This window comes from Nocardioides sp. Z35_8 (genome assembly GCF_059621125.1).
The window spans coordinates 196,083-210,134 of sequence record NZ_JCAQIE010000003.1; the positions used below are offsets into that span (position 1 = coordinate 196,083).

At 73.0% G+C, this 14,052-nt stretch carries 18 protein-coding genes; 4 read left to right on the forward strand and 14 right to left on the reverse strand.

Annotated features, from left to right (window positions below):
- Positions 1-26: 26 nt before the first annotated feature.
- The 11 genes from AC54T2_RS15395 to AC54T2_RS15445 all read right to left on the reverse strand — a co-directional run bounded on the left by AC54T2_RS15395 (position 27) and on the right by AC54T2_RS15445 (position 8,009).
- Positions 27-722 (reverse strand): DNA alkylation repair protein, encoded by a 696-nt coding sequence (locus tag AC54T2_RS15395; RefSeq protein ID WP_496666605.1) that lies wholly within the window; start codon positions 720-722, stop codon positions 27-29.
- 3 nt (positions 723-725) lie between these two features.
- A complete protein-coding gene (locus AC54T2_RS15400; protein ID WP_186341965.1) occupies positions 726-1,112 on the reverse strand; it encodes a DUF3037 domain-containing protein in 387 nt (128 codons plus the stop codon).
- Positions 1,109-1,897 carry a HipA family kinase gene (locus tag AC54T2_RS15405; RefSeq protein ID WP_186341964.1) on the reverse strand — a complete coding sequence of 263 codons (789 nt, stop codon included), beginning with the start codon at positions 1,895-1,897 and terminating at the stop codon, positions 1,109-1,111. The genes AC54T2_RS15400 and AC54T2_RS15405 overlap by 4 nt, the downstream gene beginning before the upstream one ends.
- Positions 1,894-2,745 carry a PPK2 family polyphosphate kinase gene (locus AC54T2_RS15410; RefSeq protein ID WP_496666606.1) on the reverse strand — a complete coding sequence of 284 codons (852 nt, stop codon included), beginning with the start codon at positions 2,743-2,745 and terminating at the stop codon, positions 1,894-1,896. The genes AC54T2_RS15405 and AC54T2_RS15410 overlap by 4 nt, the downstream gene beginning before the upstream one ends.
- Before the next feature lie 43 nt (positions 2,746-2,788).
- Positions 2,789-3,277 carry a phosphoribosyltransferase gene (locus tag AC54T2_RS15415; RefSeq protein ID WP_496666607.1) on the reverse strand — a complete coding sequence of 163 codons (489 nt, stop codon included), beginning with the start codon at positions 3,275-3,277 and terminating at the stop codon, positions 2,789-2,791.
- Positions 3,278-3,338: 61 nt separating this feature from the next.
- A complete protein-coding gene (locus AC54T2_RS15420; RefSeq protein WP_186341961.1) occupies positions 3,339-4,166 on the reverse strand; it encodes a regulatory protein RecX in 828 nt (275 codons plus the stop codon).
- Positions 4,156-5,208 carry a recombinase RecA gene (gene recA / locus AC54T2_RS15425; protein ID WP_186341960.1) on the reverse strand — a complete coding sequence of 351 codons (1,053 nt, stop codon included), beginning with the start codon at positions 5,206-5,208 and terminating at the stop codon, positions 4,156-4,158. The genes AC54T2_RS15420 and recA overlap by 11 nt, the downstream gene beginning before the upstream one ends.
- Positions 5,209-5,426: 218 nt before the next feature.
- The gene (locus tag AC54T2_RS15430) at positions 5,427-6,650 is read right to left on the reverse strand and encodes an MFS transporter (RefSeq protein ID WP_241005391.1); all 1,224 of its coding nucleotides are present in this window, start codon (positions 6,648-6,650) and stop codon (positions 5,427-5,429) included.
- Between the two features lie 26 nt (positions 6,651-6,676).
- Positions 6,677-6,871: a DUF3046 domain-containing protein gene (locus AC54T2_RS15435; protein WP_186341959.1), complete on the reverse strand. Its 195-nt coding sequence runs from the start codon at positions 6,869-6,871 to the stop codon at positions 6,677-6,679.
- Positions 6,868-7,485, reverse strand: coding sequence for a class I SAM-dependent methyltransferase (locus AC54T2_RS15440; protein ID WP_496666608.1), 618 nt, complete (start codon positions 7,483-7,485; stop codon positions 6,868-6,870). The genes AC54T2_RS15435 and AC54T2_RS15440 overlap by 4 nt, the downstream gene beginning before the upstream one ends.
- A complete protein-coding gene (locus AC54T2_RS15445) occupies positions 7,482-8,009 on the reverse strand; it encodes a DinB family protein (RefSeq protein ID WP_489976125.1) in 528 nt (175 codons plus the stop codon). The genes AC54T2_RS15440 and AC54T2_RS15445 overlap by 4 nt, the downstream gene beginning before the upstream one ends.
- A 43-nt stretch (positions 8,010-8,052) precedes the next feature.
- Between AC54T2_RS15445 and AC54T2_RS15450 the strand changes: the two genes are divergently transcribed.
- Complete coding sequence (locus AC54T2_RS15450) at positions 8,053-8,541, forward strand: GNAT family N-acetyltransferase (protein WP_496666609.1); 489 nt, start codon at positions 8,053-8,055, stop codon at positions 8,539-8,541.
- A gap of 154 nt (positions 8,542-8,695) precedes the next feature.
- On the opposite strand, the gene AC54T2_RS15455 is transcribed toward AC54T2_RS15450, so the two are convergent.
- From AC54T2_RS15455 to AC54T2_RS15465, 3 genes are read right to left on the reverse strand one after another with little or no spacing between them, the layout of a single operon-like run.
- On the reverse strand, positions 8,696-9,496 hold the full coding sequence (locus AC54T2_RS15455) for an ABC transporter permease (RefSeq protein ID WP_186341956.1): 801 nt from the start codon (positions 9,494-9,496) through the stop codon (positions 8,696-8,698).
- 1 nt (position 9,497) lies between these two features.
- Positions 9,498-10,349: an ABC transporter permease gene (locus tag AC54T2_RS15460; RefSeq protein WP_241005390.1), complete on the reverse strand. Its 852-nt coding sequence runs from the start codon at positions 10,347-10,349 to the stop codon at positions 9,498-9,500.
- A gap of 1 nt (position 10,350) precedes the next feature.
- Entirely contained in the window at positions 10,351-11,277 is a 927-nt protein-coding gene (locus tag AC54T2_RS15465; protein WP_489976127.1) for an ATP-binding cassette domain-containing protein, read from the reverse strand.
- A 149-nt stretch (positions 11,278-11,426) separates the two neighbouring features.
- Between AC54T2_RS15465 and AC54T2_RS15470 the strand changes: the two genes are divergently transcribed.
- The 3 genes from AC54T2_RS15470 to AC54T2_RS15480 all read left to right on the forward strand — a co-directional run bounded on the left by AC54T2_RS15470 (position 11,427) and on the right by AC54T2_RS15480 (position 14,008).
- Positions 11,427-12,182, forward strand: a complete 756-nt coding sequence (locus AC54T2_RS15470) for a YqjF family protein (RefSeq protein ID WP_241005389.1) — start codon at positions 11,427-11,429, stop codon at positions 12,180-12,182.
- A gap of 133 nt (positions 12,183-12,315) precedes the next feature.
- Positions 12,316-12,678: a YciI family protein gene (locus AC54T2_RS15475; protein WP_241005388.1), complete on the forward strand. Its 363-nt coding sequence runs from the start codon at positions 12,316-12,318 to the stop codon at positions 12,676-12,678.
- A gap of 25 nt (positions 12,679-12,703) precedes the next feature.
- Positions 12,704-14,008 carry a sigma-70 family RNA polymerase sigma factor gene (locus tag AC54T2_RS15480; RefSeq protein ID WP_489976128.1) on the forward strand — a complete coding sequence of 435 codons (1,305 nt, stop codon included), beginning with the start codon at positions 12,704-12,706 and terminating at the stop codon, positions 14,006-14,008.
- The last annotated feature ends 44 nt before the right edge of the window (positions 14,009-14,052 follow it).

A 14,052-nucleotide genomic window follows, 5' to 3' on the forward strand; every position in this document is an offset into this window, starting at 1 on the left:
TCGCTCGGGCGACCGGTCACCCGAGGTCAGGTGAGGTGCTTGAGCGCCTCGCGCCGCGACAGCCCGCTCAGCCGGTCGGCGTGGTCCTGCACGAAGGTGCGGACCCACGCCGGGTCGGTGCGCGCATGCTGTCGCAACGCCCACCCCACCGCCTTGCGGACGAAGAACTCGCGCCCGTACGTCGTGTCATCGAGGTTGGCGACGAGCACCCGCTCCAGCAGGTCGGTGTCGGTCTGCTCGCCGTGGCGCAGCTGCGCCAGCACGGCCGTACGCCGCACCCACAGGCTGTCGGGGTCTACCGACCAGCCCTCGACGACCGGCGTGGCCGCACCCCGGTGGTCGAGCAGCACCTGGCCGACGGGCTGCGAGGCGATCTCGTCGACGACGTCCCACCAGGAGCCGAGCCGGACGAGGTGCTCGAGCAGGGGCAGCAGGTCGGGGTCGAGCCACGCGCGGTAGGCCGGGTCGCGCAGCAGCGCGACCGCGGCGTACCACTCCTCGCGGTGCTCGACGTCCTCGAACAGCTCGAGCACCGCGGCCTCCCACTGCGCCCGGTCGACGAAGCGGTGCTCGACCAGCAGGGGCCGCAGCAGGGCCCTGAGCTCCGGCGCCGTCAGGCCGGCGAACGGCAGCGCGGACTTCATGTAGGCCTGCTGCTGGGCCGCGCGCACCGGGTCGCCGGCCACGGCGAGGGCCGCCCGCACCGCACCGACGTACGTCATGGGCTAGCCGACGAGCCGCTCGCGCAGGTGGGCGAGCTGTCGCGCCGGGTCGGCGGTGAGACCTCCGTGCACCGGGCCCGGCTGCAGCACCGTGCTCCGCGGCGCCTTGAGGAACCCGAAGCGCTGCCCCAGCGACTGCCGGGCCGCCTCGCCGGCGCGCTCGTCGCCGCGGCACACCCGGTCGGCGAAGGTGAGGGCCTCGCACACGTGGTCGACGTCGATGCCGGGGTGGAGGGCGCGGAGCCGATCGGCGTCGACCGACCACGAGGCGTCGAGGTAGTCGGCGGCCTGGCAGTGCAGCACGACGCCGACGTTGACGAACTCCTCGCGCTCCGGGCGGGGCACGCACCGCAGCACGACGTACTGGTAGGCCATCCGGCGAGCGGTCATCGTGCGACCTCCGGCAGCCACTGGCGGGTGCCCAGGCGCGCGAGGAGGAACTCGACGTACGCCTCGCGCAGCGCACCGGGCGTCTCCGCGCCGGGCACCGGCTCCAGCCACACGTCGGGGACCGCGGCCAGCACGTCGACGAAGGCGTCCCGGTCGAGCCGGGCGGCGATCTCCTCGTCGAGCTCGCGCGCCCGGCCGGCGCAGGTCTCGAACACGTGGCCGGCGGCGTCCCACGGCTGCGCGGCGAACCGCGCCGGGTCGGTGACGCCCGAGCGCCAGCCGTGGTGGAAGTAGAGCGAGGCGCCGTGGTCGATCACCCAGAGGTCGCCGTGCCACAGCAGCAGGTTGGGGTTGCGCCACGAGCGGTCGACGTTGGCGGTGAAGGCGTCGAGCCACAGCACCCGCGCCCCCTCGTCGTCCGCCGTGCCGACCTGGCCGTCGACGCCGAACGAGCCGGGCAGGAAGTCGATGCCGAGGTTGGGCCCGACGCTGGCGTTGAGCAGGTCCTGGACCTCCTCGTCGGCCTCGTAGCGCGCGAGCTCGGGGTCGAGGTCCAGCACGACCAGCCGCGGGGTGCGCAGGCCGAGGCGGGTGGCCAGGCCGCTGACGATGACCTCGGCGACGAGCACCTTCGCGCCCTGACCGGCGCCGCGGAACTTGCACACGTAGGTGCCGAGGTCGTCGCCCTCCACGACGCCGGGCAGGCTGCCGCCCTCGCGCAGCGGGGTGACGTAGCGGGTGACCTGGACCGTCGGGAGGGGGCCGGTGACTGCGGTGCTCGTCACCGGACCGGTGCCTCCTCGGCGAGCCGCCGGATCTCGGCCGCGACGTCGAAGCGGGCGGCCGGCCAGTGCAGGTCGAGGCCGCGCAGGGTGTCAAGGAGGATGTGGGCGATCGCCAGGTTGCGATACCACTTCTTGTCCGACGGCACGACGTACCACGGCGCGGCGTCCGTGCCCGTGCGCTCGAGGGCGATCTCGTAGGCCTGGCGGTAGGCCGACCACATCGTCCGCTCGTCGAGGTCGCTCGTGTCGTACTTCCAGTGCTTGTCGGGGTTGGCCAGCCGCGCCGCGAGGCGGTTGTTCTGCTCGGCGGCGCTGATGTGGAGCATGCACTTGACGACCGAGACGCCCTCGTCGGTCAGCCGGGCCTCGAAGTCGTTGATCGCGCCGTAGCGGCGCTCGATCTCGGCGGGGTCGGCGAAGGAGCGGACGCGGCCGATGAGGACGTCCTCGTAGTGGGAGCGGTCGAAGACCCCGATGTAGCCGGCCTCCGGCAGCCCCTTCTCGATGCGCCACAGGAAGTCGTGCGCGAGCTCCTCCTCCGTGGGCGCCTTGAAGCTGGTGATGCGGATGCCCTGGGGGTCGACCAGGCCAATGGTGTGGCGCAGCACGCCGCCCTTGCCGCTGGTGTCCATGCCCTGGAGCACCAGCAGGATGCGCCGCTGGGAGCCGGCGGTGCGCTCGGCCCACAGCCGCTCCTGGAGGTCGGCCAGCTCGACCTGCATGTCGGCGAGCGCGGCCCTGCCGTCGGTCTTGGTGCCGTCGAAGCCGGGCGTGGCGTCGGTCGCGATCGTCGTGAGGTCGACGGGTCCGCCCGGCAGGCGGAGCGCGTCGGCGATGGCGGGTCTCATGGGGTCATCATGGCCCACCGGCGCCCGTACGACGGCGTACGCGTCAGTGCGCCATCGCGTCGGGATCCACGACCGGCGGCAGCACCGACCAGGGGAAGTCGATCCAGCGCTCGGTGACCCGCCACGAGTAGTCGGGTCGGATGACCGACTGGGGCTTCTCATAGATGACGACCGTGCGCACCTCGGCGACGTGTCCCTCGGAGAACGCGTGGACGAGCTCCAGCGTGCGCCCGGTGTCGGCGACGTCGTCGGCCACCAGCACCTTCAGGCCCGACAGGTCGACGGCCGCCGGGGTCGGGGGGAGCATGATCGGGACGTCGAGGCGCTGGTCGACGCCGGTGTAGAACTCCACGTTGACCACGGAGATGTTCTTCACCGCCAGCGCGTATCCGAGCCCCATGCCGAGGGCGAGTCCGCCCCGGGCGATCGCGAGGATCATGTCGGGATGGAACCCCGAGTCGGCCACCTCCTGGGCCAGCTCGCGCGTCGCCGTGCCGAACAGGTCGTAGGTCAGGACCTCGCGCTCGCTCACGGCACCATCCCACCAGAGGCGGTCGCCCGTGGGAGAGGCGGGCCCGCAGCCCGGCCCCGGGTCAGAAGTCGGGGTGGGGCTCGTCGACCTCGGCTGCCCCGGCCAGCGCCTCGCGGACGACGGAGAACGCGAGGCCGGCGGGGTAGCCCTTGCGAGCGAGGAGGCCGGCCAGGCGGCGGGTGGCGACCTGGGGGTCGAGCCCTGCCATCGAGCGCAGCTTCTTGTCGACGAGCGCCCGGGCGGCGATGCGCTGGTCGTCCTCGTCGATCTGCTCGAGCGCGGCCTTGGCGTCGTCGTCGCCGACGCCCTTGCGCCGCAGCTCCTGGGCCAGGGCGCGTGGGGCGAGGCCGCGACTGCGGTGCCGGCTCTCCACCCACTGCCGGGCGTAGGCGGCGTCGTCGATCAGCCCGACCTCGGTGAAGCGGTCGAGCAGGCCGGCGGCGAGGTCGTCGGGCACGCCCCGCTTGGCCAGCTTGTCGGCCAGCTCCTGGCGCGAGCGCGCCTGCCCGGTGAGGGTGTCGAGGAGGATCCTGCGGGCCACCGCCTCGGGGTCGGCCTCGACCTCCGCGGCGGCAGCCTCCTCGCGGGCGAGCCTGGCCGCCTCGCGCTCCTCCCAGGTGCGGGTGCGTCCGCGACCACCCGAGCGACGGCCACCTCGACCCCCACCTCGATCGCTGCCGCGCCCAGCGCGATCGCCTCGGGCAGGGCGATCGGTGCCGGGCTCCGGGGTCTCGGCGCCGGTCCCGGTGGGCGTGGGTGGGACCTTCCCCACCCACGCCTCCACGCCGAGGCCGACGTCGCCGACCCACGACGGGGCCGGCCGGGTCTCCGGCCCGACCGCACCCGACGAGGGTCCGGATGCGGAGCCGGGCGCCCGGTCAGAAGTCATTGACCCCGATGGGCTCGTCGCTCAGGTCGTCGGCGGGCTTGTCGACGGCGGGAGTGACGCCCAGCTTCTCGAGGATGAGCTTCTCGATCTCGTTGGCGAGGTCGGGGTTGTCCTTGAGGAAGTTGCGCGAGTTCTCCTTGCCCTGGCCGAGCTGGTCGCCCTCGTAGGTGTACCAGGCGCCGGCCTTGCGGATGATGCCCGCCTCGACGCCAACGTCGATGAGACCGCCCTCGCGGCTGATGCCCTTGCCGTACATGATGTCGAACTCGGCCTGCTTGAACGGCGGGGCCACCTTGTTCTTGACGACCTTGACGCGGGTGCGGTTGCCGACCATGTCGGTGCCGTCCTTGAGCGTCTCGATGCGACGCACGTCGAGGCGCACCGAGGAGTAGAACTTCAGCGCGCGACCACCGGTCGTGGTCTCCGGCGAGCCGAACATCACGCCGATCTTCTCGCGCAGCTGGTTGATGAAGATGGCCGTGGTGCCGGAGTTGTTGAGGGCACCGGTCATCTTGCGCAGCGCCTGGCTCATCAGGCGGGCCTGGAGGCCGACGTGGCTGTCGCCCATCTCACCCTCGATCTCGGCGCGGGGCACGAGCGCGGCCACGGAGTCGATGACGATCAGCGACAGCGCGCCGGAGCGGACCAGCATGTCGGCGATCTCGAGGGCCTGCTCACCCGAGTCGGGCTGCGAGACCAGGAGCGCGTCGGTGTCGACGCCGAGCGCCTTCGCGTAGTCGGGGTCGAGCGCGTGCTCGGCGTCGATGAAGGCGACGATGCCGCCGGCCGCCTGCGCGCTGGCCACCGCGTGGAGGGCGACCGTCGTCTTTCCGGAGGACTCCGGACCGTAGATCTCCACGACGCGCCCGCGCGGCAGGCCGCCCAGGCCGAGTGCGACGTCGAGGGCGATCGACCCCGTGGGGATCACCTCGAGCGGGGCACGCGTCTCGTCGCCCAGTCGCATGACCGAGCCCTTGCCGAACTGCTTCTCCACCTGAGCGAGCGCGGCATCCAGGGCCTTCTCGCGGTCTGCACCAGCCATTGCAGTGTCCCGTCTTGTCGTCGTGTCGTGAGAGGTACGTCTGCGACGCTAGGGCGAGCCACCGACAGTCCCTGATCAGGACGGTCGAACGCTGTGGACAACCTCGCCCCTCGTCATACCTGTGGAAGCACAGTAGCCCGAACAGGTGTTCGATGTCGGCTCCGGGTGCGGCGTGTCGCGCCCGGTTCGTGAGTGGGCGGGGCGGGGTCGGGAGCAGGTCAGGCGTGGCGGTGGGTGAGGGTGCCCGCGACCAGCACCGCGCCCGCCAGCAGCGCGGCGAACATCGCGAGCACCGGATAGCCGAGCGAGCCGACGATGACGCCGGCGAGCGCGCCTCCCCCGGCGGCGGTGAGCGACATCGCCATGTCGGAGGTGCCCTGCACGTCGGTGCGCGCCTCGATGGGCGTGCGGTCGGCGATCACCGTCGACGCCGCGACGGTCGCGCACGACCAGCCGACGCCGAGCAGGAACAGCCCCGCGAAGATCTGCCACGACGTGCCCTGCGGCGACAGGCCGCACAGCGCGAGCGAGACCAGCAGCACGACTCCCCCGGCGACCAGGACCGCGGCGCGGCCGTAGCGGTCGGCGGCCCAGCCTACGAGCGGCGAGAAGGCGAACATGCCGAGCACGTGCACCGAGATCACGAAGCCGATGACCTCGAGGTGCGCACCGCCGTGCTCCATGTGGAGCGGCGTCATGATCATCACGGTGACCATGGCGGCGTGGGCGCAGGCCATCGCCACCACCGCGGCGCCGACCGCCGGCACGTCGCGTACGACGACGACGAACCGACGCCACGACCGCCCGCGCGGCTCGCGGTCGTCGGGCGCGGCGCCGGCCTCCTGCTGCGCGAGCAGCAACGGGTCGGGGCGCAGCCGCCACCAGACCCACCCCGCCGCGAGCACGAGGACGACGGCACCGATGGCGAAGCCGCCGGTCAGCTCGGGCACGCCGATCGACCGGGCGACGCTCGCGCCCACGCCGGTGAGGTTGGGCCCGGCGACGGCGCCGATCGTGGTGGCCCACACCACGACCGACAGCGCTCGGGCGCGGTGCTCCTCAGTGGCGAGGTCGGTGGCGGCGTAGCGCGAGCCGTTGTTGACCGCCGTCGTGGCGCCGAGCAGCACCGCGCCGAGCAGCAGCACCGCCATCGAGTCGACGACGCCGGCGACGACCGCCAGCACCGCGCCCGCCGCGCCCGCGAGGTAGCCGAGGACGAGCCCGACGCGTCGTCCGCGGCGTCGCATCACCCGCGCCAGGGAGTAGGCCGCCGCAGCCGTGCCGAGGACCTGGAAGGTCTGCGCGAGGCCGGCCATCGTCTCGCTGCCGGAGATGTCACGAGCCAGCAGGGAGGCCGTCGCCACGCCGATGGTCACGCCGACGGCGCCGACGGCCTGCGAGACGACGAGGGTGCGCACCGTGCGCCGCTGCACGTCGGCCACGGAGAGGCCAGCCTCCAGCCGGGTGGTCACCGCTCGCTGTCCGGGAGCTCGAGGTGGCGGCGCACCGCGGACCAGACCTGCTTGGGAGGGATGCCGGCGTCGAGCGCCTCGCGCGTCGTGCGCCCGTCGAGTTCGCGCACGACTGTGAGCTCGGCCCAGGTGCGCGAGTAGTCACGCCCGAGGACCTGGTCGAGCCGCGCCCAGAGCTCCGTGTGCCTCATGGGGACACCCCATCACGGACCGCCGACACCTCGAGCCACGACTCCGACCGCTTGCCCGAGATCTCGCCGCGCACCTCGACCTCGGCCCAGCCGGCACCGAGGACGACGGCGCGCAGGGCGTCGGCGCGCCAGTAGGTGAAGTGGCGCCGGTGGCGGATCGACCCGTGCGTCGACCACCCCTCACCGTCACCCTCCTTGAGGGAGATCCGCAGCAGCCCGCCGGGCCGGGTGACCTCGGCGAGGCGCCCGAGCACCGTCGGCAGGTCCGCCCGGGCGACGTGGAGCAGCGAGGCGTTGGCCCACACGGCGTCGTACGGGCCCTCCGGCGAGGTGAGGTCGTCGACGAGCGGGTCGAGGAGATCGGCCTGCCACCCCCGCTGGCGCAGGAGGTCGACGAAGCCCTGCGAGACGTCCGTACGCCGCACCCGCAGGCCGAGCTCCTCGACCAGCCGGGCGTCGCGACCCCCGCCGGACCCGATCTCCAGCACCCGGGCGCCCGGAGCCAGCCGGTCGACGAAGTCCTCGATGTCGGCACGGACCGAGGCCGGCATGACCGGTGACGCGTCGGCGTACGCCGCGGCGTCGAGGTCGTAGGCCCGGACCGTCTCGTTCACCCGAGCCCGGCCCCCACGTCGTGCAGGTGGTGCACGACGTCGTGCAGGTGGTAGGTGCCGAGGGAGGCGACGGTGAAGCGGTCGCCGTTGGAGCGCAGCCCGGGGCGGTCCGCGGCCGCGCCCGTCACACCGGCGTAGAGGTCGGCCACGTCTCCCGCCGCGCGCACCAGCTCGGCGGACACGACGGCCGGCTCCTGACCGGCGTAGTCGCTCTCGACGGCGGTGGTGTCCTGGTCCCAGTTGGCGAAGGTCGGCTCGTCCTCGGTCAGCATCAGCCGCAGCCGCTCGGCGAACAGCACGTGCACGTCGCGGACGTGGCAGCCGTACTCGAGGACCGACCACACGTCGGCGGCGGGCCGCCGGCGCGCGTCGCCGCGGGCGAGCGCCCGGGCCCACTCCGCGGCGCTCGCGCGCACCAGGTCGGGGAGGTCGGCCAGCCCCTGCGCTGCCGGGTCGAACCCGCACTCCGGGCACGACCGCTCCAGGACCCAGGTCCAGTCCTTGGTGTCGGGCGTGATGCTCATGCGTGCCATCCAACCAGCCGCCGGACGGGGGACAATGGCCGGAATGGACATCCGTCGCGCACTTCCCGCCGACCTTCCCGCCGTCGCGGCGATCTACGCCCGCGAGGCGCGCGAGGGCCATGCCACCTTCGACCTCGAGCCCCGGCCGATGGAGCTGTGGGAGGAGCGGCTGGCCGCCTCCGGGCCGCGCGACCACTTCCTGGTCGCCGAGCACGAGGGCGCCGTCGCCGGCTACGCCACCTCGTCGCCGTTCCGGCCCAAGCCGGCCTACTCCCACACCCGCGAGACCACGGTCTACGTCGCGCCCGGGCACCAGGGCCGCGGCGTGGGCCGGCGGCTGTACGACGCCCTGCTGGCGCGGCTCACCGACGACGGCGTGCACCTCGTCGTCGCCGCCGTCGCCCTGCCGAACGACGCGAGCCTCGCGCTGCACCGCGCGTGCGGCTTCGAGGAGGTGGGCGTGATGCGCGAGGTGGGCCGCAAGCACGACCGCTGGATCGACGTGGCGTGGCTGCAGAGGGTGGTGGGCTGACCAGCGGTCAGCCCAGGCCGAGGCGCTGGGCGGACACCTCGCGCATCTCGACCTTGCGCACCTTGCCGGTCACCGTCATCGGGAACTCCTCGACGACCATCACGTCACCGCGAGCGTAGGCGTCCATCGTCCGAACCTAGCCCGCCGGAGCACCTCAGGTCAGCAGCAGCTTGTCGAGCCGGCGGCGCACGACGAGCAACCCGACGATGCCCATCGCGACGAGGTAGACCACGGAGACCGCCGACTCCCAGGTCACCACGCCCGTGGTCAGCTCGCGGCACAGCACGACGCCGCGGTAGAGCGGGGTGGCCTCCACGACCCAGCGGAGCACACCGTCGCCGAACGCCTCGATTGGGAAGAACGTCGCCGAGAAGAGGAACAGCGGCATCTGCGCGAGCTGGATCTTGTCGAAGTCCTGCCATGACGTCATCCACGTCGTCAGGGCCATGCACACGGCCGAGAACGCGAACGCGATCAGGATCGCGGCCGGCAGGGCGAGGACGGCCCACCAGGTGTCGGTCAGGCCCATCAGCGCCATCACGACGAGGAACGCGGCGGAGTAGACCGAGCCGCGCATCAGGCCCCACGTGATCTCGCCGCGCGCGATGTCGCCGGTGGAGAGCGGCGTGGCGAGCATCTGGTCGTAGAGCTTCTCGTAGCGCAGCTTGAAGAACACGTTGTAGGTCGAGTCGAGCAGCGCGCCGTTGAACGCCGACGTGGCGAGCATGGCGGGTGCGACGAACTCCGCGTAGGGAATCGCCTCCCCGTGGAACTCGAACGTGTCGATGAGCTTGCCGACGCCGATGCCGATGGAGAAGAGGTAGAAGACGGGCTCGAGGAAGCCGGTGATGAAGAGCTTCCACGCGTCCTTGTAGACGACGTAGTTGCGCAGCACCAGCACCTTGGTGGCGGCTGCGGGGGTGAGCGGGGCGGGGATCGGGTCGACGAGTGCCATCTCAGACCTCCAGCCGACGGTCGAGGTGGCGCACGGCGAGGAACCAGCCGACGACGGTGAGCGAGACCAGGACCACGACGTGCACGGCGACGAGCGACCAGTCGACCTGGCCCACGCAGAACATCCGCGACAGCGAGACGCCGTGCCACAGCGGGGTCAGCCGGGCGAGCCACTCGAGCACCGGGCCGAGGTTGCTGATCGGGAAGAACGCCCCGGAGAACAGCGTCAGCGGGATCACGCCGAGGCGGAACAGCAGGCCGAATCCCTCCTCCGACCGCAGCCGCGCGCTGTAGGCGAAGACCAGGGTCGCGAAGGCGCAGCCGACCAGCACCTGCGACACCCACGCCAGGATCGGCCCCCACCACGTGGTGAAGACGCCGAACGGCGCGAGGACCAGCATGAAGACCGCGCAGGCCGAGGCGACCCGGAACACCACGAACGCGACGAAGGCGTTGACCAGGTCGCGCACGGCGAGCGGCGTGGCCAGCTGGGCGTAGAAGGTCTTGTGCCACTTGATGGCCCCCATGACGGGGTACGTCGACTCGTTGACCGCGATCGTCATGGCGTGCGAGGCGACGAGGCCGGGGACGACGAAGGCGAGGTAGGACGTCGCGCCGTCGAGCCGGTCGGGGTCGGCCTCGATGAAGCCACCGAGCAGCACGCCCATCGCGACGACGTAGAGCAGCGGGGTGAGGAAGCTGCTCACCACTCCCCCGCGCCAGGTGCGCTTGAGGACGGTGAGCCAGTAGTCGTACTGGCGGGCCATGCCCTCCCACGCCGACAGGGCGCCCGTCGGCGCCGGTCGGGCGGTGGTCACGGCGGCGCCGTCGGGGGCCGTGTGCGGTGTCGTCACGTCAGTCCGCCAGGCTCCGGCCGGTGAGGCGCAGGAAGACGTCCTCCAGGGTGGAGCGGCGCACCAGCGTCGCGATGGGGTGCAGGCCGCGGTCGATGACGGCCGCGACGACGTCCTCGCCGTGGTCGCTGTAGACGAGCAGCCGGTCGGGCAGCACCTCGACGCGCTCGCCGAGGTCCTCGATCTTCTCCGCGAGGGCCTCGTGCTCGCCGACCCCGAAGCGGAGCTCGGCCACCTCGCGGGTCGAGTGGGCGTCGATGAGCTCGCGCGGCGACCCCTCGGCCGCGATGCGCCCCTTGTCCATCACGACCAGGCGGTCGCACAGCTGCTCTGCCTCGTCCATGTAGTGGGTGGTGATGACGAGGGTGACGCCGGCCTGCTTGAGCCGGAAGAGCTGGTCCCACAGGACGTGACGCGCCTGCGGGTCGAGGCCGGTGGTCGGCTCGTCGAGCAGCAGCAGGTCGGGCCGGTTGATGAGGCTGCGGGCGATGGTGAGCCGGCGCTTCATGCCGCCCGAGAGGTTCTCGACCTTCGCCTTGGCCTTGTCGGTGATCTGCGCGAACTCGAGCAGCTCGTTGGCCCGCTCGCGGCAGGTGGCCCGGTCGATGCCGAAGTAGCGGCCGTAGATGTAGAGGTTGTCGAAGACGTTGAGCTCGTTGTCGAGCGTGTCCTCCTGCGGGCAGACGCCGAGCCGCCCGCGGATGGCCGGGCCGTCGGTGGCGGGGTCCATGCCGAGGATCCGCAGCTCGCCGCCGCTCACCGGGCTGACCGAGGCGATCATCCGCATCGTGCTCGACTTGCCCGCGCCGTTGGGGCCGAGGAAGCCGAACGCCTCGCCCCGGCGCACCTCCACGTCGATGCCCTTGACGGCTTCGAAGTCACCGAAGGACTTGCGCAGTCCCCGCGCCGAGATCATCGCTTCTGTCACAGGGGTCGACCCTAGAACAGCACGGGCCCGCCCGACCAACCCGTCACCCACAGGTCGCGCCTCCGGGCCCGCTGCTCGACGCCTGCCGCGGTCGGGTCGAGCCGCGCCGGACTCCTGAGGGCGGGCTCGGCCCGGCCTAGGGTGGGGCCGTGGACGAGGCATGCGTCGAGCCCGTGTCGCCGGAGGCTCCGGCCCTGGCGGGCACCGTGATGATGAGCCAGCAGTGGCGCGACCTCACCTTCCTCCACTGGGCGCTCGACCCCGCCGACGTGGCCCGCCGGATGCCGCCCGGGGTCCGGCCCGACACGTTCCGGGGGCGGACCTACGTCGGGCTCGTCCCGTTCCGCCTGGTCGACGCCGGGGCAGGGCGGGGTCCGGCGGTCCCGTGGCTGGGCACCTTCCTGGAGACCAACGTGCGCCTCTACTCCGTCGACCGCACCGGGCGGCGCGGCGTCGTCTTCCTCGCCCTCGCCGCCGAGCGGGCCGCGGTGGTGCTCGGGGCCCGCTCCGCCCTGGGCCTGCCCTACCGCTGGGCGCGGATGCGCCACCACCGCGACGGCGACGTGCACACCTACGACGCGCGCCTGCGCGGGGCCGGTGCGCGGCCGGCCAGCCACGTCGTCGTACGTGCCGGAGCGCAGCGCGCGCCCACCGACCTCGACCACTTCCTCACCGCCAGGTGGGGACTCCACACGCGGTGGTGGGGACGCACCCTCCACGTCCCCAACCGGCACGAGCCGTGGCCGCTGCACGACGCCGAGGTGCTCGCTCTCGACGACGAGCTGATGGCGTCGCTGGGGCTGCCGGGCCTCGCCTCGCGCCCGCCCGACCACGTGGCCTTCAGTCCCGGCGTGCACGCGGACTTCGCGCTACCGGGCGACGCGGCCCGCCCGCGTCCGCGCTGACGCCTCTTGGCAGGCCGGGCGGGCCGGCGGAAAGATGTGGGACACCGATGTCGAAGCGCGTCGCGCCCGTTCGACGTACGTGCGAGAACACACCGACCCGCACACAGGAGGAGCGATCACGATGCCGCGTTTCATGGGATTCGTCAGGATGGAGGAGAACATCGACATGCCGCCGCAGTCGTTGTTCGACGCGATGGACGTCTTCATCGGCGAGCGGGCCGCCAACGGCTCGTTCCTCGACGGGGGCGGGCTCTACGGCACGGAGGACGCCGTCAACTTCGTCGTCCGCTCGGGCGAGGTGACCCGCGTCGACGGGCCCTACGCCGAGGGCAAGGAGGTCGTCGGCGGCTGGTCGCTGATGGAGTACGCCAGCCTCGAGGAGGCCGTCGCCGACCAGCGCCTCTTCGCCGAGCTGCACGCCAAGCACTGGCCGGACGCCACCGTCGTGGCCACGCTGCGCCAGGTGTCGGAGGGCCCTGAGGCCCCCGGCGACTGAGTCGGGACCGCACTACGCTGGCCGCGTGCCGGCAGGGACGACGTACGACGACCCCTCGGGGCCCCCGGGGCCGGAAGGGGTCGTGATCGCCACGTGGCGGGCCGAGTCGGCCCGCCTCGTCGGCGCCCTCACCCGGATGACGCGCGACGTCGACCTCGCCGAGGACCTCGCGCAGGACGCGCTCGTCGCCGCGCTGGAGCAGTGGCCGGTGTCCGGCGTCCCGGACAACCCGTCGGCGTGGCTGATGACGACGGCGAAGCGCCGCGGCGTCGACCACTTCCGGCGTGCCGACACGCTGCGGCGCAAGGTCGCCGAGCTCGAGCACGCGCGGGGCGGGGAGGAGGCACAGGTGCCCGACCTCGACGACCAGGTCGACCACATCGAGGACGACGTCCTTCGGCTGGTCTTCCTCTCCTGCCACCCCTCGTTGACGCCCGAGTCGCGTGCCGCCCTCACCCTGCGCCTGGTGGGCGGGCTCACCACGGCCGAGATCGCCCGCGGCTTCCTCACCAGCGAGTCGACGCTGGGCCAGCGGATCTCGCGCGCCAAGCGGACGCTCGCCGAAGCCGGCGCCGAGCTCGAGCTGCCCACCGGCGCCGAGCGGACGGCGCGACTCGACGACGTGATGGCCGTGGTCTACCTGATCTTCAACGAGGGCTACACCGCCACCGCCGGCAGCGACTGGATGCGCCCCGACCTGGCGGCCGAGGCCACCCGGCTGGCCCGGATGCTCGCCGACCTCGCCCCCGACGAGCCCGAGGTGCTGGGCCTCCAGGCGCTGCTGGAGCTGCAGGGGTCGCGCACGGCCGCCCGCCTCTCCCCCGACGGCACGCCCGTGCTGCTCGACGACCAGGACCGCACGCAGTGGGACCAGCTGATGGTGCGGCGCGGGCTCGCCGCCCTGCGCGCCGCCTCCCGCCTGGCCGCCGGCGGCGCGCCGGTCGGCCGCTACTTCCTGCAGGCCTCCATCGCCGCCGAGCACGCGAGCGCCGCGCGGGCCGAGGACACCGACTGGACCAGGATCGCGGCGTTGTACGACGTCCTGGCACAGGCGGCGCCCGGACCGGTCGTCGAGGTCAACCGGGCCGTCGCCCACGGACGGGCCCACGGCCCCGCGGCCGGGCTGGCGGTGCTGGCCGCCGTCGACCCGTCGGCGCTGGGCGCCTCACCGCTCCTGCCGAGCGTGCGGGGCGACCTGCTCGAGCTGGCCGGGCGGCACGCCGAGGCGGCCGAGGCGTTCACCCGGGCGGCCTCGCTGACCCGCAACGAGGGTGAGCGCCGGGTGCTGCTGCGGCGGGCCGCGGGCAACGAGGCACGCTCCGCCGAGTGACCCCGGCCCGGCGAGGGCGTTCCGCTGGAGCGCCCACCGGGACA

Excerpts from the sequence above, each read along its gene's own strand:
- AC54T2_RS15420 (WP_186341961.1), bottom strand. The coding sequence starts at position 4,166 with ATGACTTCTGACCGGGCGCCCGGCTCCGCATCCGGACCCTCGTCGGGT.
- AC54T2_RS15455 (WP_186341956.1), bottom strand. The coding sequence starts at position 9,496 with ATGGCACTCGTCGACCCGATCCCCGCCCCGCTCACCCCCGCAGCCGCC.
- recA (WP_186341960.1), bottom strand. The coding sequence starts at position 5,208 with ATGGCTGGTGCAGACCGCGAGAAGGCCCTGGATGCCGCGCTCGCTCAG.
- AC54T2_RS15475 (WP_241005388.1), top strand. The coding sequence starts at position 12,316 with ATGGGATTCGTCAGGATGGAGGAGAACATCGACATGCCGCCGCAGTCG.
- AC54T2_RS15450 (WP_496666609.1), top strand. The coding sequence starts at position 8,053 with ATGGACATCCGTCGCGCACTTCCCGCCGACCTTCCCGCCGTCGCGGCG.
- AC54T2_RS15435 (WP_186341959.1), bottom strand. The coding sequence starts at position 6,871 with ATGAGGCACACGGAGCTCTGGGCGCGGCTCGACCAGGTCCTCGGGCGT.
- AC54T2_RS15395 (WP_496666605.1), bottom strand. The coding sequence starts at position 722 with ATGACGTACGTCGGTGCGGTGCGGGCGGCCCTCGCCGTGGCCGGCGAC.
- AC54T2_RS15400 (WP_186341965.1), bottom strand. The coding sequence starts at position 1,112 with ATGACCGCTCGCCGGATGGCCTACCAGTACGTCGTGCTGCGGTGCGTG.
- AC54T2_RS15445 (WP_489976125.1), bottom strand. The coding sequence starts at position 8,009 with ATGAGCATCACGCCCGACACCAAGGACTGGACCTGGGTCCTGGAGCGG.
- AC54T2_RS15410 (WP_496666606.1), bottom strand. The coding sequence starts at position 2,745 with ATGAGACCCGCCATCGCCGACGCGCTCCGCCTGCCGGGCGGACCCGTC.